Here is a 24,600-nt window from a genome sequence, read left to right as displayed (position 1 = left end):
CTCAAGGGTGTTGTGCGAGTGTCTTTTCAGAGAGGTTTCTTGTGTCGATCAGTGCGACCTGATCTGGTCATCCCCTTGGAACAAACCTAAGTTGTTTGAATGAGTGATCCACGTCCCCTTGCAGATTTGTTGGCTGAATTGATGCGTTTACAAGGCCAGCATGGGCGTGAGCGGGCCTTGCCGCCTGTCGAGAAGTGGAATCCGGCCCATTGCGGCGATATTGGCATGGAAATTCGCGCTGATGGGTCTTGGTGGCATGAGAAAGTGCGCATCACCCGTCAGCCCATGATCGACCTCTTCTCTACCATTCTGCGGAAGGATGAAGACGGCCAGACCTATTTGGTGACGCCGGGCGAGAAGGTCATTGTTCATGTAGCAGACGCGCATTTTCTGGGCACTCGCGTGGATCAACTCGATACCAGTCTCGGACCCAGCCTCGTCGTTACCACCAATGTCGGCGATCAAGTTGTCGTCGGCCCCAGCAATCCTTTGTGGGTGGAGCATGATCCTAAAACCGGTGAGCCCAGACCCTATGTGCGGGTGCGGGGGCGATTGAATGCCCGCATCCTGCGCGCGCCTTTTTATGAACTCGTTGAGTGGGCCACTTTAGAGGGCGAGCGTTTGTCGCTAACCAGCCAAGGCGCGCATTTCGATCTGGGCCTCGTTGAGGGTATCGAAGGATGAGCGAGGCGGATTTGATTGCGCTTCTAGAACAGCGCTTAGCCCCGCTGGACGATCTGGTCGGTCCGCCACCTTTTTCCGATTTTGACCTATCTGGGGCACGACCTGCGCAACCAAGCTTGCGAGATGCCTCCGTCCTTGTGCCGCTCATCACGCGTGACACCGGGCTGTCGGTCTTATTGACCCGCCGCTCAGCCAATATGCCAACCCATTCAGGCCAAATCGCTTTTCCGGGTGGGCGTCGTCAAGATGAAGATGCTGATGCCATTGCTACAGCGTTGCGTGAGGCGCGCGAGGAAGTAGGACTTGATCCTGCTCATGTCCGCGTCCTAGGCGCGTCTGACCCTTATGAGACCGTCACCCAATTCCGCGTGACGCCGATTGTGGGCCTTGTTTCAAATCTAGCAGACTTTGTTGCAGACCCCCGCGAAGTCGATGCGATTTTCGAAGTGCCGTTTGCTTTCTTCATGGACCCCGCCAATCATCAGCGCCATTCGCGCGATTATAATGGTCAGACCCGCTATTATTACGCGATGCCTTACGGCGACCATTATGTCTGGGGCGCAACTGCTGGCATGTTGCGAGCGCTTTATTTGCGGGTGTTTGGATAGGGGTGTGGCGTCGATCTGCTGACCCGATCAAGCCCGCTGAAATTTCAGTGAAAAATCCGAATCATTTCTGCACCAAAGTGTTCGGACTTTAACGGTCGATTCACCTCAATCCTTCATGTCTCATCAATTATTGCGATGGGTGCCGATGCGTGCCCCGAGTTTAAAGGGATTGGCGCAGCATGAAGGGCGTGCGGGTAGCGGTGTTAATGGGTGGCTGGTCAGCCGAGCGACCTGTGTCGCTTGTCTCCGGCAAGGCCTGCGCCGATGCCGCACGTGCGCTGGGTGCTGATGTCGTTGAGATTGATGTTGACCGCGACATTGCGTCTGTCCTGAAATCTGTCTCGCCTGACATTGCGCTCAATGCTCTGCATGGGCCGTGGGGCGAAGATGGGCGGATCCAGTCCGTGCTGGAAATCGCCAATATTCCCTATACCCATTCTGGCGTTCTAGCCTCGGCTCTTGCGATGGACAAGGAAAAGGCCAAGGCCGTTTTTGCAAGCGCAGGCCTTGATGTGCCCGCAGGCAAACTCATGTCGCGCCATGACGCCGCCCGTGAACATCCTCTAGAGCCGCCTTATGTGGTGAAACCCAATGCAGACGGGTCGTCCTTTGGCGTATTCATCGTGCGGAAAGGGGAAAATCGACCGCCTGAAAAGCTGCTCGACCCCGACTGGCGGTCTGGCGATGAAGTGCTGGTTGAAGAATTTATCGCAGGTCGCGAGCTAACTGTCGCCGTCATGGGGGATCGCGCGCTCGCGGTGACCGAAATCCGCACCGGGCATGAGTTTTACGATTATGATGCCAAATATGCGGCTGGCGGCTCTGTCCATCATGTGAACCCCAGCGATTTGCCTGCCATGGTGCATGAGAAAGCGATGCGCGATGCCGTGCGCGCCCATCAACTGCTTGGTTGTCGCGGTGTGACGCGGACGGATTTCCGGTATGACCCCGCCACCAACCGTTTGGTGGTGTTGGAAATCAATACCCAGCCTGGAATGACGCCGACTTCCTTGGCTCCCGAGCAGGCGGCCCATATCGGTCTGTCATTTAATGACCTCGTAAAATGGATGTTGGAGGACGCGTCATGCCCGCGATGAGACAAACGCGCCGTGCGCCAATGAAACGCACCCCAGCGCTTCGCGGGCGGCCTCGTTCCCCCCGTCGTACTGATAGCCATGCTTGGACCATGAAGTTGGGCGCTTGGGCTCATGCCCGCATGCGCGCTGCCCAATATGACGGCCCAACTCGGAAGATTTTGGTTGGCTTTACCTTGACATCCGTGCTTGCAATCCTCGTCCTGTTGGCCGCTGGTCTCGGCATTTTGGATGACTTGGGTCGTGGAATTCAAACGAGTGCTGGCAATACCGCCCGAAGCGCAGGGCTTGCGGTTCGCGTTATCAATGTGCAGGCACCCAACGGCAAAAACTTGAGCGAGTATCAACGTGCTGAGGTGGAAGTGAAATCCGGCGTGATGGCTGATGATGTCATGTTTGGCATTGATCCTTCTGAAGTTCGGGCACGGGTCGCAGAATTGCCATGGGTAGAGCAAGTCGTTGTTCGCCGCCTATGGCCGGATCAAATCCAAATCCTCATCACCCCGCGCGCCGCTACCGCTTTGTGGCAAGAAAAGGGGCAATTGTCCTTTATGGATGGCGCAGGTCGCAAGCTGGGCGAGGCAAAAAATACGAAGTCTGCCAAGGGTTATGCTTTAGTTGTTGGGTCCAATGCCGGCCCGCAGGCTCCGGCACTGTTTGAGGCTTTGCGCGCGTCACCAGACGTGGCCAGCCGCACGTCAGCGGCTATGTGGGTTGGTGATCGTCGTTGGACTCTTCGTTTAAAGTCCGGTGGCGATATTCTGCTTCCCGAAACCGGCATGGCAGAAGCATTGGCACATGTGCAGGCGCTACAAGCTAGCCATCAAATTCTAGACCGCGAATTCGCCCGCTTGGACCTAAGAACGTCCGGCACCCTCATTCTCCGCCCGACTCCAGAACGTTTGTCGGTGACGAAGGCTCAAGAAGCGGCGAAGTCCGCTCAGAAAGCTTGATACACACCGAAATGAGACAAACATGTCCTCTTTAACCAAACGCGCTGCCGTCGAAACCCGAACTCCCGCACCTCGTGCGGCTATGTTGGCGGCACTTGATATTGGCGCGTCCAAAATTACCTGTTTTATCGGCAGCACCGGCCAAGGCACGGGCCCCTTGCGGGTGGCAGGGGTTGGTACCCAGCCTGCGCGTGGTGTGCGTAATGGCGCGATTGTCGATCTGGATGCCGCTACAAAGGCCGTGCGGGCAGCAATTGCGCAAGCGGAGCGCATGTCTGGCGTGACTGTCAGTGAGGTAGTCGTCTCGGTCTCAGGCTTTGGCGTCCGAGCGGAGCAAGCCCATGGCGAAATCACCTTCGCCAATGCCGAGATTGGTCCCAAAGAGCGCCGTCGTGTTGTTGGTTCAGCGCTCGCGCAGGTGCGTCTTGATGGCCGTTCGATCCTGCACGCAACGCCAAGTTTCTTTGTTGTCGATGGTCAGAAAGTGCGCGACCCACGCGGTATGTTAGGGCGTCGGTTAGGCGTCGCTGTGACGGTGGTAACAGCTCCCACGCCACAGTGGCGCAATATCGTGCTCTGTGTAGAGCGGGCGACCTATACGATCGCAGGCTCCGTTGCGGCACCCTATGCGGCGGCATTAGGCGCGTTGGCAGAAGATGATCTGGAATTGGGGGCCTTGGTCGTGGATATGGGCGCACGCTCGACCACAGCGGCGCTGTTCCATGCTGGTGCATTAATCCATGTTGATGCGGTACCCATCGGCTCTGACCATGTCACCCACGACATTGCCCATTGCCTTGGTACAACGGCGGCGGCTGCCGAGCGCCTGAAAATCGTTCATGGCAGCGCGATTGCCAGCCTGAATGAAGATAATTTGATGATTGATGCGCCGCGTATGGGCGAAGATGGTCAACTCATCTCAGATCAAGCCCCGCGCTCCATTCTGACAGGGGTGGTTCGTCCTCGCGTGGAAGAGACGCTGGAGCTTTTGCGCGATCGTTTGCGCGCAGGTGGGCTCGATAAGCTCAATGCTGGTCGCAGGATCGTCTTGACCGGGGGGGGCAGTCAATTGAACGGCGTACGCGAGCTTGCAGCCCGTGTGTTTGAAGGCCATGTCCGAATTGGTCGACCCCAGCGCTTTACCGGTCTTGGCGATGCGGTTGCTGGCCCTGGCTATTCGGTTGCAGCAGGCCTGTTACGCTGGGGCGTGGAGCGGCCGACAGATATGGCCAGCAGTGCGTCGCAAATGGTGGAACCATCCAGCCACCCGGTCGCGCGTGCCGTGCAATGGCTGAAAGATAACTTCTAAACGGCTTTAGCTCGCAATTCCGATCCGTTTGATTTCCCAATGCAGGTCAACGCCTTGGGTCGCCTTTACCTGTTGGATCACATGCTCACCTAAGGCCTCAAGGTCTTTAGCCGTGGCGGTCCCGGTGTTGATCATGAAGTTACAATGCTTCTCGCTCATTTGTGCGCCACCAATCTGATAGCCGCGTAAGCCTGCTGCATCGATCACCTGCCACGACTTGCGCCCGCCTGACTGCAAGGGGTCCGGATTTTTGAAGGTGCTGCCACCCGTTTTGTCCCGAATGGGCTGACTTTGTTCGCGCTTTTGAGTGATGGCGTCCATGCGGGCGAGGATTTCTGCCGGATCATCCGCCGTGCCTTGAAAGGTCGCGGATACAAAGATCAGGTCTGCTGGTGCCGTTGTGTGTCGATACGTGAAACCCATGTCTGCGCAGCTGAATTCATGTCGTTGGCCAGCACGGTCGTAAGCGACGCAAGAAACCAAAACGTCCTTCGTCTCGCTTTCATAGCAGCCCGCATTCATGCGCAAAGCCCCGCCGATCGTGCCGGGCACACCGCGATAAAACTCTAGGCCTGCAATGCCAGCTTCGGCAGCTTTCTTGGCGACGCTGGCGTCAAGGCAGGCCGCCCCGGCCGTGACCTTCAGGCCATCGGTTGATATTTGACCAAAGCCACGCGGCGACAAGCGGATGACCACGCCGGGCACCCCACCATCGCGCACGATTAGATTTGAGCCGACGCCAACAGCCAGAATGGGAATATCGGCAGGACACAGGCGTAGAAACTCCGCTAGATCGGCTTCATCGGCTGGTTGAAATAGGACTTCGGCCGGCCCACCGACCCGAAACCAGGTGAAAGGGGCCAAGGTAACACTGGCTTCGAGTTTGCCCCGTACAGGGGGGAGGCGGTCCAATAGGTTCATGCCTTAGGCTTAACGCCAGCGGTCGCACTCGAAAAGGGGCTAAAGCTGAGACTAAACATCCAAGGCTTGGGTTGTTTGAAACCCGAAGCCTGCAAGAACGCGGCGAGTCGATTCATCCGCTCCGCCCGTTGTTAGGCCCTTGCGCAAGGCTGTAGCCCCCTGATCCATCTGATCTTGCAATAAATGGGCGGCTCGCCGTGCGATGGCTGCACCTGAATCAACCCAAGTCACAGGGTGGGGTGCTAGGGCCTCAAGCTCTGCCTGAACCAAGGGATAATGGGTGCAGGCCAGCACGATGACATCAATTGCCTCACCACCTTTTTGCCCAAAAAGCCCCGACATAGCTGCTTGGAATATTTCAGGATCTGGTGCCTCACCCGCAAGCTTGGCTTCCGCAGCCCCAGCAAGACCCACTGCGCCATGCCGCAAGATGGTTCTCCCGGCACCAAAAGCTGCAATCAGTTGATCGGTATAGGAACGCGTTACGGTTTTAGGCGTTGCCAATAAACCGATGGTTCCTGTCCGGGTGAGGGCGGCGGCAGGCTTAATCGCGGGGACAACGCCGACCACCGGAATATCAACTTGTGCTCGGACGCCATCCAACGCCAGCGTGCTAGCCGTGTTACAAGCCACGATGACTAAATCCGCAGAGGTGGCCTCAATTCCGGCCCGAATCACGGTGGGTACACGGAGGATCAAGGCCTCGTCGGGCTTGTCGCCATAGGGGAAGAAGGCTGTGTCCGCCAGATGGAAAACGTCTACCCCAAGCTTCTGGTCTATTAACGCATTAACGACTGACAAGCCGCCTAGACCAGAATCGAAAACCAGCACATGAGGTCTATTTTTCAGGGGTTTCATCCGCACCGGGTGCCTTTCAGAGACGCGTGAATCATGCTGAATTTTTTCTTAAGATTCATCATTTGCATGGATCAAATTAACTCCTGCTTAAACATGTCGGGGGCATCTTCAGCCATCGATTCTTTTATCCATCCCGCACGAAGCCTTCGAGGAGCCTAGAATGGCTATCCGCCTTAACGTCCCCACCCAAACTGAACTCAGCCCACGGATTGTCGTATTCGGCGTCGGTGGTGCGGGCGGCAATGCCGTCAACAACATGATTGATGCAGACTTACAGGGTGTGGAGTTTGTGGTTGCAAACACCGATGCGCAGGCTTTGGCCCGCTCTAAGGCGGAGCGCCGCATTCAAATCGGTTTGAATACCACCCAAGGCTTGGGTGCAGGGGCAACGCCACAAGTTGGTATGGCTGCTGCTGAAGAGAGCCAGAGCGAGATTCTCGATCATTTGGCTGATGCCAATATGGTCTTCATTACGGCCGGTATGGGCGGTGGCACGGGGACGGGGGCGGCCCCAGTGATTGCGCGTACAGCCAAAGAGCAAGGCATTTTGACGGTTGCCGTGGTGACCCGTCCTTTCCAGTTTGAAGGGCCTCGCCGTATGCGTATGGCGGATGCTGGCATTGCTGAGCTTCAAAAATATGTCGACACGCTGATCATCATTCCAAACCAGAATTTGTTCCGCGTTGCCAATGACAAGACAACCTTCCATCAAGCTTTCCAATTGGCTGACCAAGTGCTGCATTCTGGCGTGCGCGGGATCACCGATTTGATGGTTATGCCTGGCCTGATCAATCTCGACTTTGCCGACGTACGCTCGGTCATGGGCGAAATGGGTAAGGCCATGATGGGCACAGGCGAAGCTTCAGGCGAGCGTCGTGCACTGGAAGCCGCAACCAAAGCCATCAACAATCCATTGTTGGAAGATATGTCGCTGAAGGGCGCACGTGGGGTGTTGATCAACATCACGGGCGGCTATGACATGACCTTGTTTGAGTTGGACGAAGCCGCCAATCACATCCGGCAAGAAGTCGACCCAGACGCCAATATCATCGTCGGCTCGACCTTTGATGAGACCTTGGAAGGCGTTATGCGCGTGTCAGTCGTGGCGACCGGCATTGAAGCCGCTGCGATGACGGAAAATCGTCCCCAAGCGACAGGCTATTTCAACACGACGCCAGCGCAACAGCCTGCAGCTGCGGCACCTGGTCCAACCGTCGTGCGGGTTAATAATGGCCGTGAGCCGATGGTGCACCAGCCCATGGTTCAGCGTCTGCCAGAGCCGCAGCCTGCGCCAGTTGCGCAGGAGCCCAGCTATCAGCAAGCCCCACAGCCCATGATGCAGCAACCGGCACCTCAGCCCGTTCAACAGCCCTTATTCCAGCAGCCACAAGCAGCAGCTGAACCTGCCGCCGCGCGTCAGGACTATCAACAGCCTGCTCCGCAAACTCAGCCGACCTATGCGGCCGCTGCCCCACAGGCTCGCCCCGTTTATCAAACGGCACAGCCACGCCCACCCGTCCATGGGGCGACAGCCCAGCAGCCCACCTATCAAGCGCGCCCTGCGGCACCGCAATATCAAGAAGAGCCGCGCCAACAGCGTAGCTCAGGCTTCAATGGCTTCAACATTTTTGGTCGCCCAAAGCCTGCTGCACGCGAAGAGCAATGGGATGAGCGTCCCGAGCCAAGCGCAAAATCGATCACCCAAACCCAGCCATTGTTTGGCGATGAGTTTGATGATGAGATCGAGATCCCAACCTTCCTGCGGAAGCAAGCTAACTAACACGCTGCTTTTTAGAGAATTTACCAAGAAATGCGCCGCCGTACAGAAATGTGCGGCGGCGTTCACCTTCTATTGTCACATATCGAAATATTGTTTGGTTTGTCAGGTGACAGCGACTGCGCCAAAGAGGACGCTCAGACGTGTATCCACCGGCGTGGACTGTCTAAATTGATACGAAGGTCAGTAAAGCGTGCAATACCAAACTGTGACAGCCCTCCAACATACGCTCGCAGGACACGCGTCTTGCGTCGGCGTTGGCTTACATACTGGGAAGCCTGTCCGGGTGACGTTGAAGCCAGCTGGTGTGGACCACGGGATTGTGTTCGTGCGGCTAGATGCGCCTGAATTTGGCCGTCGGATTGCTGCTTTGGTCGACAAGGTCACAACAACTGAGTTGGGAACCACATTGGCCAATTCGGCTGGTGTGTCGGTTGCCACGGTTGAGCATTTGATGGCCGCTTTGTTTGGCATGGGCATTGATAATGCGATTGTCGAAATTGATGGCCCAGAAGTCCCTATTCTGGACGGCTCGTCTGAGCCTTTCATCGAAATGATTGAGATGACCGGCACGCGTGCTTTGGGTGCGCCTCGCCGCATGTTGGAAATCATAAAGCCTGTTGAAGTGCGCGTCGGCAACAAGCTTGCCCGGCTTGAGCCTTTTGACGGGTTTGAGTTGGACGTGACGGTTGAATTCTCCACCCGCGCCATTGGTCGCCAACGGGTTGTGTTCGACTGCACGCCGCAAAGCTTTGCCAATGACTTGGGTGCCGCGCGCACTTTTGGCTTCTTGCACCAAGTTGAAGCGATGCAGGCCAAGGGCTTGGCCTTAGGTGGCTCGTTGGAGAATGCTGTGGTGATTGATGGCGATGCGATCGTCAATCAAGAAGGCCTGCGCTTTGCCGACGAGTTTGTGCGCCATAAGGCTCTTGATGCCGTCGGGGACTTGGCTTTGGCTGGGGCACCTATCAAAGGCCGCTATGTTGCTGAGCGGGCAGGGCATGAGATGAATGTCGCTCTTGTGCGGACCCTTTTGGCTGATGCTTCTGCTTGGCGCTGGAATTTCGCACCCTTGGCGGCAGAGCTTTTGCCGGCAGCTGGGGCCTGACACAGCCGGTTTCCCAAGGTATGGCATGCGCTTTGCTGGTGAGCATTGAGCTGATACGTGCATGGGCGTGTTTAACTTCGTCTCCTTAATCTCAATTACGTTATACAAGGAAGAAATCGATGGGTCGTCGCTATTTTGGAACCGATGGAATCCGCGGTGAAACCAACAAATGGCCCATGACTGCAGAAGTCGCCATGACCTTGGGGATGGCTGCCGGCACGGTGTTCAAAAAGGGTGAACATCGCCATAATGTTATCATTGGCAAGGATACGCGCCGGTCTGGTTATCTGGTAGAGTTCGCACTTGTGGCGGGCTTTGCCGCCGTTGGCATGGACGTGAAGATCCTAGGCCCTATTCCAACCCCCGCGATTGGCCTGTTGACCCGCTCTTTGCGCGCAGACCTTGGCGTTATGATTTCAGCGTCCCATAATGGTTTTGCCGATAATGGCATCAAGCTGTTTGGCGCAGACGGCTTTAAGTTAAGCGACGCGCAAGAGCAGGAAATCGAGAAGCTGTTAGACGAGCCTGACCGCATTGTCCGTGCTGCACCCCACGAAATTGGCCTAGTCAAAAGCTTTGAGGACAGCCGTGGTCGCTATGTTGAGTTTGCCAAGGGCGCTTTTCCACGCGGGATGAGCCTTGAGGGCCTGCGCGTGGTGGTCGATTGTGCCAACGGCGCTGCCTATCGCACGGCACCCTGGGCGCTTTATGAATTGGGCGCTGAAGTCGTCGAAATTGGCGTCAACCCTAATGGCAGCAACATCAATGCTGGCTGTGGCTCGACCGACACCCGCCTTTTGAAGCAAACCGTGCTCGAACGTCGTGCCGATATCGGCATTGCTTTGGATGGCGATGCTGACCGGATCATCATCATCGACGAAAAGGGTCGCGAGATTGATGGCGACCAGATTATTGGGGCCATCGCGCGCGACATGATTGCGGATAAGACCCTGCGAGGTTCCGGCGTTGTCACCACCGTTATGTCGAATTTGGGCCTAGAACGCTATATCGCAGACCAAGGATCCCAACTCATCCGTACCGGTGTCGGCGATCGCCATGTGGTTGCGCGCATGCGGGCAGACGATTGTAACTTGGGTGGCGAACAGTCTGGCCATATCGTATTGCTTGACTATGCCACAACCGGCGACGGCCTCGTTTCCGCCCTTCGTGTTTTGTCATCCATGATCACGCATAACCGCACGGCCAGTGAGACTTTGGCTGTGTTCACCCCATCCCCCCAAGTCTTGAAGAACATCCGTTACAGCGGCTCTTCACCCTTGGCTGACCCTGACATGCAAGCCCACGTCAAAAAGGCCGAAGACGCTTTGATGGCTTCTGGTGGCCGCTTGGTTGTGCGGACTTCAGGGACAGAGCCTTTGGTGCGCCTCATGGCCGAGGGTGATGATCAAAAGAAGATCACCCAATTGGTCGATGAATTGGCGGCGACCCTGCAGAGCCGCCGCTTAGCAGGGTGAAGGTTTGGGCAGGCTGATTTCTCAGCCTGCCAACTTCACCATCACATGCCGCTTCTTGCCCAGCGATAGCTTGACCTCTTGCCCGTCAGACAGGGCAGGTGGGATAGCTCCTGCCACGTCTTGGACCACCGCATCATTGACCCGCAGACCGCCACCCTTAGCTTGACGCTTGGCCTCGCCATTGGAATCGACAAGACCTGCCGCCACGAAAAGGGCTGCGAGCGAGGTGGGGGCTTCTGACAAGTCGATGGTGGGCAGACCTTCATCGGCCCCACCGCCACCAAATTGCGCTGCAGCCGTCGATTGAGCCGCTTCAGCTGCCTCCTGGCCATGCAAGAGGGCCGTGGTTTCGGTCGCCAAAACAATCTTGGCCAGATTGATTTCCGCCCCGCCTAAAGCTGCCAAACGGGCAACTTCATCCAAGGGCATATCGGTCATGCGCTTCAACAGAGGTTCCACGTCTGCATCATCGACGTTGCGCCAATATTGCCAATAGTCGAAGGGCGACAGCATGTCGGCATTGAGCCAGACGGCACCATTGGCCGTCTTGCCCATTTTTTGCCCGGCTGCATTCATCAACAAGGGTTGGGTGACGCCCAGCACGTGACGCTCATCCACGCGGCGGCACAGCTCTACCCCTTGGACAATATTGCCCCATTGGTCCGACCCGCCCATTTGCAGATTGCAATCATAGCGCCGCGACAGTTCTAAGAAGTCATAGGCCTGCAGCAGCATATAGTTGAACTCAAGGAAAGTGATTGGCACTTCTTGGTCGAGCCGGCGCTTGACGATGTCGAGCGAAATCATCTTGTTGATGGTGAAATGCTTGCCAATTTCGCGCAGCATATCCAGCCATTTGACCTCATCCAGCCATTGGGCATTGTCCACCATAATGGCGTCACGCGGGCCGTCGCCAAAGGTCAAGAACTTTGAAAACACCGTCTGGATTGAGGCTTTGTTGGCGTCAATCACCTCTTGGGTCAGAACGGGGCGGGCCTCATTCTTGTCCGATGGATCGCCCACTTTCGTGGTGCCGCCACCCATCAAGGTGATGGGCTTGCCACCACATTGTTGCAAACGGCGCATCAACATGATCTGCGTCAGGCTGCCAACATGCAGGCTGGGCGCGGTGCAATCATAGCCAATATAGCCCGTCAGCGCCCGACCCCCGCGCTCACTCTCCAGCGCCGCTGCATCCAAAGCTTCCAGATCGGTTGCCTGATAATAATGCCCACGCTCCAGAAGCGTTTGAACGAATGCGGATTTATGCGTCATGGCCGGTCTCCTCTGGATTGGGGGTTGCGTGGGTTCGTGCGTACATCGACGCTCGGGCGCGTTTAGCACAGGTGCGGGGGATTTGAAGCCCTTTGTGTGTTTGGGGTTCACGCCTGCTTGTTTCCTACCCTGCGCAGCGTTGGAGTTGCTCGGATGGCCGAACATTTCCTGACGAAGCGCTCGGCCCTTGGCCCTCCAGATGCTTTGGATCGGTTTTGGTGACCCTTGTGGTCACGCAAAACCTTGCATCAATCATTTATGCCAGCCCAGTCGCGTCAAGGCACGCTGCGCTCCTTGGCCTTGACCCGCCTGAACTGGCCGGCATCGCGGCTCGGGAATGCCTTCACCAATAGCGATTATGAAACCTCAATCCGGTTAGGTTTATGATGCGTCAGGCTAGCCGCGGGATCCAATGATGGTTTGGATGAAGCAACTGAAGCCACGTTAAGAGTGTGAGACGTTCTTCCGCCGTAAGCACGGGGAGTACGGCGTCAAAATCTAGATCATCCTTTGGCCTTGTGTCCTTGGCCTTGAACAAAAGGACATTTGAGGGCGCGAGATATCGAACACTTTGGGCGCTGATGCGCAGTGCTTCAGTCCGCGCCTGCTGGATAGATGAGTCACGCTTGTATACCCAGGTGGCGGCGGTTCCGCGTTCAATCATCATGTCCACGCGCCATTTAGTCGCCTTCATGTCAGCACCCCAAAACTGCCAATTGTCGGCGTAAATTTCTTGGCCTGCTGGCCAGAAGTTCAGATTGCCGTCTTTTGCTGCAAAGAATGTAAGTTCTGAAAGCCAGTTTGCTGTGTGATTGGCGTCCTTGGGCAAAACACAGAACTCGAGATCAGCATGTTCACGAATGGGCTTGCCCACGTGCATTTCAATCGCCCATCCACCGACTACATACCAGAGAGAGTTTATGCCGTTCAACTTCGAAGCGAGTTGATCCGGTTCCCAACTCTCCCAAGCGTCTTCGGCAATTGGCGTTGGTTCACTTTGCGGCATGATAACTCATCTTAAGGCGGCCCTAACTTCACTCGGTTGGGACAAATACTCATCACGGCGTAGAGGTTGGCTGACAACAACTCACACCAACTTCACATTCAGCGCGGCATAGGTTGACTAAGAGCAAAACCCGTCCATCCGCCTGTAGTCTATGGGAAGGCCATCTTGGAGCTTTAGTTCGAAAACATCTGGGTTGCGCATCGTTCGCCACTGGTCAAAGCCAAAATCAGGATCGATTGAGTTTAGGATACTTGCAATCAAGTTTCCGTGGCTCGCAGCGGCCGGTAAATTGCCACCCGATTTTGATATGGCACGAAGGGCGTTGAGGCCTCGCATGCTTGTTTCCGAAAGGCTTTCTCCGCCCGGCAATTTATAACTTTTCTCAACAAAAGACCGCGCGATATGATCAAGCCAATCGTCTAAGGGCTCAGGCGAGAGTACGCGCTCATGCAAGTCCGTCACGATGGTCAAAGGTAGACCGGCACGCTCGCCAAAGGGTGTAATCGTCGCTTGAGCACGTTGATAGGGGCTTGAGAACAAGCCATCTACGCCAAGCGGCATTAAAAAATCCGCCAAAGCAATTGCTTGTTGTGTACCGAGATCTGTGAGTCCCGCGTCAGGAGACTGACCAGACGACTGCGCATGGCGAATGAGGATCAATACGCTTTGTGTCACAGTCTCAACCTCTCTATCGCCCTAATCTGACCAGCATTACCCACCTGAATAAGTCGGCTTGCCGCTTTGCGTAGCGTCCCAACGCCGACGCGAAAGTGGGTCCATTTTGGCAAGCCACGTGCTCACGCCGTTCTTCAACTCGCTAGCGCGCAGTGTCATAGGCGCAAAGGCATTCCGGCCGCTTTCGTTGTGTAGAGAGAATGTCAGTGTTGGCTCGACCGCGCTGTCGAAACTCAACATGCCAAAGTTTGTCCCTGAGAAATAGACTTGGCGAATTCGACGCTCTGGCCGCCGCTCGAGAAAGCTGGCGGAGTTTTCGTTGGCAAGAGGGGAGCTAACCAGATCATAAAGATCATAGCCGCCCTTTTCAGACCAAGGAATTGCGTTCAATTCGCCGATGTGGGTGTCGCCAGAAAGTAAAACAACGCCTTCGACTTTCTCATCGCGGATAAAATCGAACAAGGCATTGCGTTCGGTGATCGCGCTGGCCCAGGAATCACCGCCATGGCCCTTTGCATTGGTCCAGCCGCTGCCGCAGGCGAGGATTTTGAAGTCAGCACGGCTTTGCTTCAGCCCGTCCTTCAGCCATTGCAATTGGCGCGCACCCAAGAAGGTCTTGCTTGGTCCATCTGGCTGATCATTGGGATCGCGGTAATAGCGCCCGTCCAGCATGAAGAAATCCACATTGGCATAGCTGAACTTATAAAACACACCCGGTGTGTCAGCCAAGCCATAGCTAGGGTTTGCCCAGTTGCGCTTATAGCTCGCCAACGCGGCGTCCTTGACTGGGTTGGTGCGGTCATGATCGTTTAAGCCAAAATCATGATCGTCCCAAATCGATAATTGAGGCACCGTTCGAAGTAAGGACTGAAGGTTGGGTATGTTCAATTGCTTGGCCCACATCGCGTCCATCGTCTCAGGCTCAAGCGTGTCATGATAGACGTTATCGCCAAGCCACAAGAACATATCCGGCGATGCCCGTTCAATGGCATCCCAGATCGGCTGCACAGGATGATATTGTGTATGGGCGCAGCTTCCGAAGGCCACTTTAAACCCGGTGCGCGTCCCCGCGACTGGGGCGGTCATGAAAGAAGCTGGCTCGTAATTCCTGAGTAAGCGTTCCGGCTCGCCGCCCAGCAAGACGCGATAATAATAGCGTGTAGCCGGTGTCAAATCTTTGACGTCAAGGCGGGCAAAATAATGTCCTTCAGGTCCAACTGCGACGGCTGGGGACATCTTTGCCCCCGACATATCTGGTCGCACACTATAAAGCACGCGCGCTTCAGTTTTCGCGCTTGAACGGATCGACATCGAAACATGGTCAGGGCCAATTGCTCCAAGGAGAGGACCTTGCATAAGCCGAAAACTACCCCGGTTGTTCTGCCCAAAGGCGCGCCAAGGAAGCAGCGATAATGCCGCCAATCCGCCTTGCATGAGTCGACGACTGATCATGATTTTGCTTCCGTTCTAGATGACAGAGGATGGGGACATCAAAGAGATTGGCTGAAATCAATATCGACCTATTGTCACAATTTTATATCGCTTCTTACGAAATTTCGCGTTACATCCTCGATTTATAAGTTGCCGCTTTGGAAAGTTTGTGGGATGGCGGGCTACCATATGAATCGGCGCCGATTGGGGCCTTCTGTCGCCGGCTCAGGGGCTTTTTCGCAAGGCTGGTGCTTTCCTTTTCAAGGCAATTTGCCCTACACAATTGCGAAGCCCAAATTGGACCAACCAAATTACACGGACACAACACTTGGCACTTGATAGCACGGTCTCCGCCCCCGTCTGGGCCATTGGTCTGATGACGGGCACGGCGTTGGATGGCTTTGTTGATACGGCGCTGATCCGTACCGATGGTGTCAGCGTGGCAGAGTTTGGGCCGTTTGAATTGTTTGCCTATTCCGACGCGGACCGCGCGCTTTTGGCTGAAGCCATCACCCAAGCCCGGGCTTGGGACTTTCAGGGGCCAGAGCCTGCGATCTTTGCGGTGGCCGAAGATCTGATCACGCGGATTTATGCGGGTGCGGTCCTGAAGCTTGTCGAGAAAGCGGATATGCGTCCGGAAGACATCTCCTTTGTTGGTGGGCATGGGCTGACGGTGCTGCATCGCCCGCAGATTGGTGGTGGTGGGCGGACGCGGCAATTGCTGGATGGGGCAAAGCTGGCAGAGCTGACGGGCATCGACACGGTTTGGGACTTTCGTAGTCATGATGTGGCTATGGGTGGGCAGGGGGCTCCTCTGGCACCGATTTATCATACGGCCATTCTACGCCACGCTGGCCTAGACGGGGATACATCCATCCTCAATCTGGGCGGGGTGGCCAATATCACCTGGTGGGACGGGGCAGATGGGCTGGCGGCCTTTGATACCGGCCCCGCCAACGGCCCCTTAAACGAATGGGTCGAGGCCCATGGCAAGGGTGTCTATGACAAGGATGGGCGCTTAGCCGCTGCAGGTCGCGTGCATGAAGGCCGCTTGCTGGAGATTTTGGATAATCCTTGGTTTGACGCGCCTTACCCCAAATCGCTCGACCGCTATGATTTTGATGCAGGCCTGGTTCGTGGCCTGTCGCTGGAAGATGGTGCCGCGACGTTGACGGCACTGGTCGCCGCTAGTTTGGACTTAGCCCTCCGGCTCTTGCCAACCCGGCCCAAGCGACTGGTGGTGGCAGGCGGTGGACGCAAGAACCCGGTGCTGATGGCTGAAATCGCCGCGCGCTGTGGTGTCAGCGTCGTAGATGCCGATACGATTGGCCTGCGCGGCGATGCCATTGAGGCCGAATGCTTTGCCCTGCTCGCCGTGCGCTCTGCCCGTGGCTTCCCGTTGAGTTTTCCGGGGACGACTGGGGTAAAGGGGCCGACGACGGGTGGGGTGATTTCGCGGGTAGGGTGAAGTGATTTCGCAGTTGGGAACTTCTTGGAAGGTGCCCGAAATTTGGTTGCAAAATTATCAACTTTTGATACTTTGAGGCCCAGTATCGGAGCGCGACATGTCATCCAGCTATTCCCTTGGCCCTCACTTTGACGCTTTCATCCAAGAGCAATTGGCAAGTGCGCGCTATGCCAGTGCTAGTGAAGTGGTGCGCGCAGGTCTTCGTTTGTTGGAAGAACACGAAGAAAGTCGGCACGTGAATGCATCGGCCCGTGCTGAGAAGCTTGAAGTGCTTAAGGCTGAAATCCAAAAAGGCGTCGACAGTCCCAAAGTTGATGGCGATGCTGCTTTGAAGGGCCTGAAAGGTCGCGTCGCCAAGCGCAATGCCGATCTGACCCTTCATGAAACGGCTTAACTTTCAGTTTTCTGAAGTGGCGATTGAAGAGCTGAGCGCCATTCAAGACCAACTTTGGATCGACCGACCAGGCCGAGACCTCCTTTTTACCGAACAGCTTGAAAGTGTCATTGATCGGCTTCGTGTGTTTCCTGAAAGTGGGGAAGCACGGCCAGAGCTGGGGGCCGAAATTCGTACTGTGCCACTTTGGCGATACATGATTTTTTATCGACTAGCTGAGGATGTCTTGATCATTGAGCATGTTATCCATGGCGCGCGCGATATCGAGCCGCTGATTTAAAGGGGTAAGGGAGGGGCCTTCCGACCGCACCTCCCCCTATCCAATTGCACCCAGATGGGGTAAAGCCCCCCAACATTTGCTGTTTAACATCGTGAAGAGAGCCCCCTATGAGCGTAGTCAGTCCGCTTCTGACCGTAATGATTGCCGCCGCCCGCAAAGCTGGCAAAGCCATCAGCCGAGATTTCGGTGAAGTTGAGAACCTGCAATTGGCAAAAAAGGGCCCTTCCGATTTTGTAACCGCTGCTGATCTCAAGACCGAAAAAATCTTATTTGAAGAGCTGATCAAGGCGCGCCCTGGCTATGGCTTCTTAGGTGAAGAGCGCGGCATGGTCGAAGGCACAGACAAGACCAATCGCTGGATTGTCGATCCCATCGATGGCACGACCAATTTCGTCCACGCCATTCCGCATTTAGCCATCTCTATCGCGCTGGAACGTGAAGGCCGTTTGGTCGCTGGTGTTGTCTACAACCCGATCACCGACGACCTTTATTGGGCTGAGACTGGCCGTGGGGCTTTCCATAATGACAAGCGCTTGCGGGTCGCAGCGCGCAAGACCTTGGGTGATTGCGTGCTGGCAACCGGCATTCCGTTCCAAGGCAAGCCCGGCCATTCCCAAATGTTCAAGGAATTGCACCAATTCACCCAACGGGTTGCTGGCATCCGCCGCTTTGGTGCCGCTTCGCTCGATCTGGCTTGGGTTGCTGCGGGCCGCTTTGACGGCTTTTGGGAGCATGATTTGCAGCTCTGGGACATTGCAGCCGGTGTCGTGCTGGTGCGCGAAGCTGGCGGGGTTTGTGCGGAAATCTATGGCGGGGACTTTATGGAAACCGGCTCCATCGTTGCAGCGAACCAGAAGATTATGGTCTTGATGAATGAGCGCCTGTTGGCGGCGAAGAGTTAGGGCCTTTCGAATTTAGTTTTCCCTCGTCCCTTTTGCGGGGGTGTTGCTTTCCGGACTGTGTGCGAAAGACCTCCGCAGCGGGGCTAGCCCTTGCAAGCTAGTCCCATCAGGCATACCTAAGAAGCTGGTGGTTCTGTGGTTCGCGTGGGAAGTCTACGTCCCGCCGACCTAACTCACTCGTCGGGAGCTGGCGCTGGTTGGAACCGTGGTTCCTGTCATCTGGCACCCACCTGGTTATCCAGGTCGCACGGGGACGAGTTACCTTCCCACGGTCCTTGCGGATCCACCAACCTTTTCCCTCTTTCATTAGCCTTTTGATGGGTTTGGCGGCCATGATTGAAGTCAAATCTGAACTTCGATCAGTTTTGATCGCGGCCAGGGCGAAAGCCCATACCGAAGAGCCCAACGCGGGCGAGGCACTTGTTCATTCCGCCGCCCAAATTCTTTTGATCACAGATAACCCAATTGTCGCAGGCTATATCCCGTTCAGAACCGAAATCGACCCCAGACCCTTGATGCGGGCCTTGGCAGCCCAAGGCGCGCGCCTCTGCTTGCCGCGTACGCCGCCAAGGAGGGCAGGCGGTAACGCCCTGACTTTTCACCTGTGCGATCCCGATGATCCAGATCAACTCGAAAAAAGCACGTGGGGCGTAATGGAGCCTAAAGCCCATCTCGAACAAACTCGCCCAGATGTCGTCCTCGTCCCTTTGTTGGGCTTCGACCGGGCCGGTAATCGGTTGGGCCAAGGCCAAGGCCATTATGACCGCACGTTAGAGGCCTTGCGCGCCACGGGCCCCGTGCTTGCGGTGGGCGTGGCCTTTGCCGCCCAAGAAGTAGCCTCCATTCCCATTGAACCTCATGATCAGCGCTTGGATTGGATTATCACGCCGACTAAGGCATACCCCATCCCAACATTGGGTGGGATAGAATGAGACTTGCTTTTTTTGGTGATGTGGTGGGGCGAGCGGGCAGAGTGGCCTTGTGCGAGCGCCTGCCTGAACTCAAGCGACGATTGCGCCTCGATTTTATTGGCGTGAATGCCGAAAATGCTGCAGGTGGCTTTGGCCTCACTGAGTCGATCGCCAATGAGATGTTTGAGGCGGGCGCCGATTGTCTGACGCTTGGCAACCACGCGTGGGATCAGCGCGAAGCAATTGCTTACATCGAACGTGAGCCCCGTTTGCTGCGCGCCGCCAATTATCCACCTTTGACCATGGCACCGGGCAGGGGCGCGAATTTGTTCCAAATGGGTGACCGAAATGTACTGGTCGTTACCGTTATGGGGCGGGTCTTCATGGATGCGCTTGACTGCCCGTTTAGTGCGGTGGAGCGTGAAGTGAGCGCTAGCCCCTTAGGTCTTGTCGCCGATGCGGTCATTGTAGAAGTGCATGGCGAAGCCACCAGCGAGAAGCAGGGTATGGGCCATTTTCTCGATGGGCGCGCTAGCCTTGTGTTTGGCACACATACCCATGTGCCAAGCGCCGATACGCGCATCTTGCCCGGTGGCACAGCGTTTCAGACCGAACTTGGCATGTGCGGTGATTATGATAGCGTCATCGGCATGAACAAGAATATCGCCGTGCGTAAACTCTCGTCCCGCATGCCGTATCAACGCCACGAACCTGCAGAGGGCCAAGGCCTCGCTTCAGGGATTTTTGTGGAGACCGACGATAAGACAGGCCTTGCTGTTCGGGCAGAGCCGATCCGCGTGGGCGTTGGGCTCAAGCAAGCCGTGCCGCTGGTGGATGGCTAGCCGCGCCTGCTAACAGCACCACCCTGTGGCACTTTGAGCCGCACCCTGCTACATCGCAGCCCGCAATTCACCTTCCAAGACTCAAGAGATAGATCCGACCATGGCCGGCCATTCGAAATTCAAAAACACCATGCACCGCAAAGGCCGCCAAGACGCTGTGCGCGCCAAGGCCTTCACCAAGATTGCCCGTGAAATCACCACAGCGGCGAAGTCTGGGATGCCTGACCCCGCCATGAACCCGCGCCTGCGCTTGGCTGTTACCAATGCGCGCGCCGTCTCCATGCCCAAGGATCGGATTGAGCGCGCGATCAGCCAAGCCTCCGCCGCAGGCGGTGAAGACTATAAAATGGTGCGCTATGAGGGCTATGCCCCCGGCGGTATCGGCCTGATCATCGAGACCTTGACCGACAATCTCAACCGCACCGGCGGCAATGTTCGCAGCTATCTCAGCAAAGCCGGCGGCAATCTCGGCACTACCAATTCTGTCATCTCTGGCTTTGATCGCGTGGGCGAAATCTTCTATCCAGCCGCGGCGGCCAGCGAAGATGACATGATGGAAGCCGCCCTTGAGGCTGGTGCAGATGACGTCGAAAGCGATGCCGACGGCCATTCCATCACCTGTACCTTTGAGAGCTTGAGCGAAGTCTCCACCGCTTTGGCCGAACGCTTTGGCGATGCGGAAGCCGCCAATGTCGTCTGGCGGCCCCATGCCCGCATCGAAGTGACCGGTGACGCTGCCACCAGCTTGCGCAAACTCATCGACATCTTGGAAGATGATGATGACGTGCAAAGCGTGTTTGGCAATTATGAGATGGAAGAGGATGAGGGGGAGTAGTTTTTCTTCTCTCCAAAGGTCCTTGTCGGTGCTGTCGGAATGGGTCAATGTAGGCCCATGACCGACCTGTTGACCCAAGCCCAAGCCCTCAGAGCCACAGTCGCCGCGCGCGCCGATGAGATTGATTCCGCGCGACGTTTACCCGCCGACCTTGCCAGAACGCTTGCCGATGCAGGCTTCTTCCGTATGGCCTTGCCGACGGATTATGGCGGGCTGGAGATGGCCCCGGCGCGCATGATTGAAGTCATCGAAGTCATGGGCAATGCCCATGGCTCGGTCGGCTGGTGCATCATGATTGGCGCGACCACAGCGATCAATGCAGCCTATTTGCCAGACCACCATGCCCGCACCATTTGGGCCGATCCCACAATCATCACAGGCGGCGTCTTTGCGCCCAAGGGCAAGGCAGTGCGCGAGGGCGATCAGTACCGGGTGAACGGGCGCTGGAATTGGGGCTCTGGCAGTGCGAATTGCGCGTGGTTGGTCGGTGGCGCTTTGACTTTGGGCGACGGGGCACCCCAAGCCCGCATGATGTGGTTTGAGCGCGATCAGGTCGAGCTCATCGACACGTGGCATGCCATGGGCATGAAGGGCACGGGCAGTGGCGATCTGGCCGTAACCGATGTCTTGATCCCGGCTGATCGTTCGGTTTCGCTGACGGACGATAAGGCCCGGATTGCGCGGCCGCTTTATGCCTTCCCAGCCTTTGGTCTTCTCGCCATGTCGATCGCCGCCGTAGCACTAGGCAATGCGCGGGGTGCGATTGACGATTTGGTCGCGCTCGCAGGCGGCAAAGTGCCAACCGGGGCGCGCAGACCCTTGGCAGAGCGGGCTTCAACCCAAGTCGACGTGGCTAAAGCCGAAGGCCTGCTGCGCGCGGCCCGCACCTATCTACTCGATAGCGCAGAGACCGCCTATGAAGGGGCCAGCCGCACCGGGGTTTTGACGCTAGAAGATCGCGCCAATTTGCGCATTGCCGCCACCCATGCCGTCCGCACCTGTGCAGAAATCACCCGCATGATGCACGAGCTGGGCGGCGGGACGTCGGTCTATGAGACTTGCCCCTTGCAACGCCGCTTCCGTGACGCCCATGTCGCCACCCAACATATCATGGTCGCGCCCGGCTCGCTCGAGCTCGCAGGCCGCGCCTTATTGGGCATTGAAGGCGATTACGGGCAGCTTTAGTTCGCCGCCTGGGCGCTTCCCATGGGGCCAACAGGGCTCGGAGCATGCAATTGTTCGTTGAGCTGTTCGGTCAGATGCGCGAGGCGATTTTGCCACTGGGCATTGAAATCCATCACCGTCATGCTGACCAAACGGCCATCGGCGATCTGATGGCTCCACACAATGCCGTTTTCGCCTTCCGACGTATAACTAGGCCCCGTCAACTTCGTGGAAATGTACAAAACATCCGCGCTTTTATCATAGGCGACATCAAAATCTGACATTTTGTTTCCGGCCCCGCAGGATTGCTCCCCTCCATTCAAGCAGAATTTGAGACATATTCCCAGCAAATTTGACTGTTTTTGCTAGGAAGCCCGTTACTTTACCACGATTGCGCCATGGTCTGAGATATTTAGATGCGCAGCAGGACACACGGCTGACACCTCCACCTGCACCCCTTGGTTGACCCGAGCGCCAGCTTGGCCCAAAAGCCCCATCGGAACGCGGTCGTGGCGGAACTGGCAGACGCACTGGATTTAGGTTCCAGCGCCGCAAGGCGTGGGGGTTCGACTCCCCCCGACCGCACCATTCCCTTTGCGAGGGGGGATATTCATTTAAAAATAATGACTTAGATGAATTGCGTTCTTGGATGTAGGTGACAGGTCTACATGTAACATAGGTGACAGTTTTGGCTCCCTCGCAGGATTGCTCCTATGCAAGCACAAGGGCAAAGTTGGCTTCTCGTTAGAAGCGTCTAGAGGCGTTGATAATTGAGATGTCTCGCTCGAACCCCCAGCTATTTCAGCTCGTGCTATTGCCAAAGTACCTTTGAGTTAACAACTTGGGTTCAGTGAAGACCACTGGAGGGAAAAATGGGCTTGTCAATTGAAGGTTGGGGGATAGCGCTTGCTGTGCTTGGGCTTGTGCTTACAGTGTATTTTGGTGTGAAAACTGCCACTTCCGTTCGATCGAAACGTATCTCGCAAGATCAAACAACTGGTCCAAACTCGATCTCGATTCAGTCTGGGCGCGACACTAAGGTTGGCAAATGACGGGGCAGTCACAGGATGTGGGTGAGTCCGGTCAAGCGATTCAGTCGGGCCGAGATACAATTATTCAGAACGGCTTGAGCTCCGAACAGCTCGGCCAGATCATTTCGACCATCGCAGCCCAAGTGCCCGCATATACAGTAATAGCGCGTGAAGTTGTTGATGAGCGCTTACAGAACTTCAAAGATGAGATTCTTAAGCGCTTTGAGGCTGATCAGTCTGCAAGGGCGGAAGCGTTCAGAGACCCTGATTTCCAGTATGTCTTCCACGATGCTCAAAATGCTTTCGCTCGCTCTGGGGAGGAGAATGTCGGCGCAATCCTTGTAGATTTGATTGCCGAGCGATCAAAGTCGCCCCAGCGGGACAGGATGACTCTGTCGTTGAATCAGGCTGTTGAAGTCGCTGCAAACCTAACCGTGAATGAATTTGCCGCTTTGGCTTTGTCATATAGGTTACGCCACACGCGAATGAGGGATGTAATCAGTGTAGCCTCAGCGGCCGCTACCCTTAATGATAAAGTTAATCCGTTCATCGATAACATATCTAGAGAGCAATCTGCCTTTTCCTATTTGGTTGCTCTGCGGTGCGCTACAATTAGTACAGGTTCAATTACACTGCGCGACGTCCTAGTTCGAACATATCCCGCAGTCTTTATGCGCGGCGAGCTCCTTGAGAGATATGGTCCCTCGTGGGCTGAACTACAGAGTGCCAACTTGCTGATCCCTTCGCTCCACGATCACTCTCGTTTTCAACCAAACGCAATCGATAAAACAGTTTGGAACGATGTTGCTGGGAGGGCAGGCTTTGGGCAGGCTTTGATAGATAGCACTTGGTCAGTAGCCGAAGGCACTCTGATGCAGCAGGATGAAATCACAGCAGCTTACGCTCCATTGGTTCCAAGAATCGCAGATGCATTTGAGGTTTGGGACAATACTCCCCTTAAATCGCTTGAACTTACGACTGTCGGGATTGCCATAGCTCATGCTTATTGCAAGTCTTCAGGGTTCGAGGCAGATCTTCGAATCTGGATAAAATAGTCCAATGAAGCTTGAACGTAGTGGCTATAATACAGGCGTTGCTGAGTGTGAGTAGTGCACCAAAACTGGTAGATGTAAGCAAGTGCCTAACCCCCAGAGCAGGATAAAACTATCGCAATCCCGGTATAAACTCCAGACATCCTAATCCGGGGATTTCGAGCGCTGACCTTATGGTTTACTCTAAAGGTACTGTGAGTGGGATTTTGTTCTTTAGGTCGCGAGATGCCTCGCATCAACGGGACAGAAAGCAGTTGATCAAATGGGAACCATGTAATCCTTTTTGGGCCTCAACTCTATGAGTATCTACATGTTATATATGTGTTTATCACTGAGCGGATACGATGATTGTTGGTCTCCGAGCGAAGCTCAAACCAGTAGGTCCAAAGAGAGTGCAGTAGCAGGTTCTTGTATTCTGGAAGATCGTGTCCCATGGCGTGGTGTAACAGCGGCGTCATGATGTAGCCGGTTTAGGGCTGAGTTGATCATGTTCAGGGGACTGCGCTGAGCATGACGATGGGATCATTGCTTAAAGGTGCGAGAGTTT

24 protein-coding genes and 1 tRNA gene are annotated in these 24,600 nt (G+C 55.8%); 18 read left to right on the top strand and 7 right to left on the bottom strand.

Going from position 1 to position 24,600, the window contains the following annotated elements; translation table 11 throughout:
* Nucleotides 1–99 precede the first annotated feature (99 nt).
* The 5 genes from ACIQ20_RS09725 (at nt 100) to ftsA (ending at nt 4,648) form a co-directional block, all read left to right on the top strand.
* Nucleotides 100–684, top strand: a complete 585-nt coding sequence (locus tag ACIQ20_RS09725; protein WP_346383736.1) for a DUF1285 domain-containing protein — start codon at nt 100–102, stop codon at nt 682–684.
* A complete protein-coding gene (locus tag ACIQ20_RS09720) occupies nt 681–1,292 on the top strand; it encodes a CoA pyrophosphatase (RefSeq protein ID WP_395779786.1) in 612 nt (203 codons plus the stop codon). The genes ACIQ20_RS09725 and ACIQ20_RS09720 overlap by 4 nt, the downstream gene beginning before the upstream one ends.
* A gap of 179 nt (nt 1,293–1,471) precedes the next feature.
* Entirely contained in the window at nt 1,472–2,389 is a 918-nt protein-coding gene (locus tag ACIQ20_RS09715; RefSeq protein ID WP_346383738.1) for a D-alanine--D-alanine ligase, read from the top strand.
* Nucleotides 2,377–3,339 carry a cell division protein FtsQ/DivIB gene (locus ACIQ20_RS09710; protein WP_395779784.1) on the top strand — a complete coding sequence of 321 codons (963 nt, stop codon included), beginning with the start codon at nt 2,377–2,379 and terminating at the stop codon, nt 3,337–3,339. The genes ACIQ20_RS09715 and ACIQ20_RS09710 overlap by 13 nt, the downstream gene beginning before the upstream one ends.
* A gap of 22 nt (nt 3,340–3,361) precedes the next feature.
* Complete coding sequence (gene ftsA / locus ACIQ20_RS09705; protein WP_395779782.1) at nt 3,362–4,648, top strand: cell division protein FtsA; 1,287 nt, start codon at nt 3,362–3,364, stop codon at nt 4,646–4,648.
* 6 nt (nt 4,649–4,654) lie between these two features.
* Here ftsA and murB read toward each other — a convergent pair whose 3' ends face one another.
* A complete protein-coding gene (murB, locus tag ACIQ20_RS09700) occupies nt 4,655–5,569 on the bottom strand; it encodes a UDP-N-acetylmuramate dehydrogenase (protein WP_395779780.1) in 915 nt (304 codons plus the stop codon).
* Between the two features lie 51 nt (nt 5,570–5,620).
* A complete protein-coding gene (gene murI / locus ACIQ20_RS09695; protein ID WP_395779778.1) occupies nt 5,621–6,427 on the bottom strand; it encodes a glutamate racemase in 807 nt (268 codons plus the stop codon).
* A gap of 160 nt (nt 6,428–6,587) precedes the next feature.
* Between murI and ftsZ the strand changes: the two genes are divergently transcribed.
* From ftsZ to glmM, 3 genes are all read left to right on the top strand, one after another.
* Nucleotides 6,588–8,207: a cell division protein FtsZ gene (gene ftsZ, locus ACIQ20_RS09690; protein WP_395779776.1), complete on the top strand. Its 1,620-nt coding sequence runs from the start codon at nt 6,588–6,590 to the stop codon at nt 8,205–8,207.
* Nucleotides 8,208–8,397: 190 nt separating this feature from the next.
* Nucleotides 8,398–9,312, top strand: coding sequence for a UDP-3-O-acyl-N-acetylglucosamine deacetylase (gene lpxC / locus ACIQ20_RS09685; RefSeq protein WP_395779774.1), 915 nt, complete (start codon nt 8,398–8,400; stop codon nt 9,310–9,312).
* 119 nt (nt 9,313–9,431) lie between these two features.
* The gene (glmM, locus tag ACIQ20_RS09680; RefSeq protein ID WP_395779772.1) at nt 9,432–10,787 is read left to right on the top strand and encodes a phosphoglucosamine mutase; all 1,356 of its coding nucleotides are present in this window, start codon (nt 9,432–9,434) and stop codon (nt 10,785–10,787) included.
* A gap of 21 nt (nt 10,788–10,808) precedes the next feature.
* Here the strand turns inward: glmM and tyrS are convergent, their stop codons facing one another.
* From tyrS to ACIQ20_RS09660, 4 genes are all read right to left on the bottom strand, one after another.
* On the bottom strand, nt 10,809–12,062 hold the full coding sequence (gene tyrS, locus ACIQ20_RS09675; RefSeq protein WP_395779770.1) for a tyrosine--tRNA ligase: 1,254 nt from the start codon (nt 12,060–12,062) through the stop codon (nt 10,809–10,811).
* Nucleotides 12,063–12,453: 391 nt separating this feature from the next.
* A complete protein-coding gene (locus ACIQ20_RS09670; protein WP_395779768.1) occupies nt 12,454–13,068 on the bottom strand; it encodes a nucleotidyltransferase domain-containing protein in 615 nt (204 codons plus the stop codon).
* Nucleotides 13,069–13,185: 117 nt separating this feature from the next.
* Complete coding sequence (locus ACIQ20_RS09665) at nt 13,186–13,743, bottom strand: histidine phosphatase family protein (protein ID WP_395779766.1); 558 nt, start codon at nt 13,741–13,743, stop codon at nt 13,186–13,188.
* Between the two features lie 36 nt (nt 13,744–13,779).
* Nucleotides 13,780–15,195: an alkaline phosphatase D family protein gene (locus ACIQ20_RS09660; RefSeq protein ID WP_395779764.1), complete on the bottom strand. Its 1,416-nt coding sequence runs from the start codon at nt 15,193–15,195 to the stop codon at nt 13,780–13,782.
* A 307-nt stretch (nt 15,196–15,502) separates the two neighbouring features.
* On the opposite strand from ACIQ20_RS09660, the gene ACIQ20_RS09655 reads away from it, so the two are divergent.
* The 8 genes from ACIQ20_RS09655 to ACIQ20_RS09620 all read left to right on the top strand — a co-directional run bounded on the left by ACIQ20_RS09655 (nt 15,503) and on the right by ACIQ20_RS09620 (nt 21,991).
* Complete coding sequence (locus ACIQ20_RS09655) at nt 15,503–16,642, top strand: anhydro-N-acetylmuramic acid kinase (protein ID WP_395779762.1); 1,140 nt, start codon at nt 15,503–15,505, stop codon at nt 16,640–16,642.
* 97 nt (nt 16,643–16,739) lie between these two features.
* The gene (locus ACIQ20_RS09650; RefSeq protein ID WP_395779760.1) at nt 16,740–17,036 is read left to right on the top strand and encodes a type II toxin-antitoxin system ParD family antitoxin; all 297 of its coding nucleotides are present in this window, start codon (nt 16,740–16,742) and stop codon (nt 17,034–17,036) included.
* On the top strand, nt 17,023–17,316 hold the full coding sequence (locus ACIQ20_RS09645; RefSeq protein ID WP_395779758.1) for a type II toxin-antitoxin system RelE/ParE family toxin: 294 nt from the start codon (nt 17,023–17,025) through the stop codon (nt 17,314–17,316). The genes ACIQ20_RS09650 and ACIQ20_RS09645 overlap by 14 nt, the downstream gene beginning before the upstream one ends.
* 107 nt (nt 17,317–17,423) lie before the next feature.
* Complete coding sequence (locus ACIQ20_RS09640) at nt 17,424–18,218, top strand: inositol monophosphatase family protein (RefSeq protein ID WP_395779756.1); 795 nt, start codon at nt 17,424–17,426, stop codon at nt 18,216–18,218.
* Between the two features lie 332 nt (nt 18,219–18,550).
* The gene (locus ACIQ20_RS09635) at nt 18,551–19,150 is read left to right on the top strand and encodes a 5-formyltetrahydrofolate cyclo-ligase (RefSeq protein ID WP_395779754.1); all 600 of its coding nucleotides are present in this window, start codon (nt 18,551–18,553) and stop codon (nt 19,148–19,150) included.
* On the top strand, nt 19,147–19,971 hold the full coding sequence (locus ACIQ20_RS09630; RefSeq protein ID WP_395779752.1) for a YmdB family metallophosphoesterase: 825 nt from the start codon (nt 19,147–19,149) through the stop codon (nt 19,969–19,971). Before ACIQ20_RS09635 ends, ACIQ20_RS09630 begins: the two co-directional genes overlap by 4 nt.
* A 100-nt stretch (nt 19,972–20,071) precedes the next feature.
* On the top strand, nt 20,072–20,806 hold the full coding sequence (locus ACIQ20_RS09625; RefSeq protein ID WP_395779750.1) for a YebC/PmpR family DNA-binding transcriptional regulator: 735 nt from the start codon (nt 20,072–20,074) through the stop codon (nt 20,804–20,806).
* A 57-nt stretch (nt 20,807–20,863) separates the two neighbouring features.
* Nucleotides 20,864–21,991 carry an acyl-CoA dehydrogenase family protein gene (locus tag ACIQ20_RS09620; protein WP_395779748.1) on the top strand — a complete coding sequence of 376 codons (1,128 nt, stop codon included), beginning with the start codon at nt 20,864–20,866 and terminating at the stop codon, nt 21,989–21,991.
* Here the strand turns inward: ACIQ20_RS09620 and ACIQ20_RS09615 are convergent.
* Nucleotides 21,988–22,254: a DUF2283 domain-containing protein gene (locus tag ACIQ20_RS09615; protein ID WP_395779746.1), complete on the bottom strand. Its 267-nt coding sequence runs from the start codon at nt 22,252–22,254 to the stop codon at nt 21,988–21,990. The two genes, ACIQ20_RS09620 and ACIQ20_RS09615, sit on opposite strands and share 4 nt — an antisense overlap.
* 219 nt (nt 22,255–22,473) lie before the next feature.
* On the opposite strand from ACIQ20_RS09615, the gene ACIQ20_RS09610 reads away from it, so the two are divergent.
* Both ACIQ20_RS09610 and ACIQ20_RS09605 read left to right on the top strand, forming a co-directional pair.
* A tRNA-Leu gene (locus ACIQ20_RS09610) sits at nt 22,474–22,558 on the top strand.
* Nucleotides 22,559–23,018: 460 nt separating this feature from the next.
* A complete protein-coding gene (locus ACIQ20_RS09605) occupies nt 23,019–24,056 on the top strand; it encodes an LPO_1073/Vpar_1526 family protein (protein ID WP_395779744.1) in 1,038 nt (345 codons plus the stop codon).
* Nucleotides 24,057–24,600: the final 544 nt, after the last annotated feature.

Origin of the sequence: Aquidulcibacter sp. (assembly GCF_044346625.1) — a bacterium.
Taxonomy (GTDB): Bacteria; Pseudomonadota; Alphaproteobacteria; order Caulobacterales; family Aquidulcibacteraceae; genus Aquidulcibacter.
This window is presented reverse-complemented; position numbering and strand designations above follow the sequence as displayed.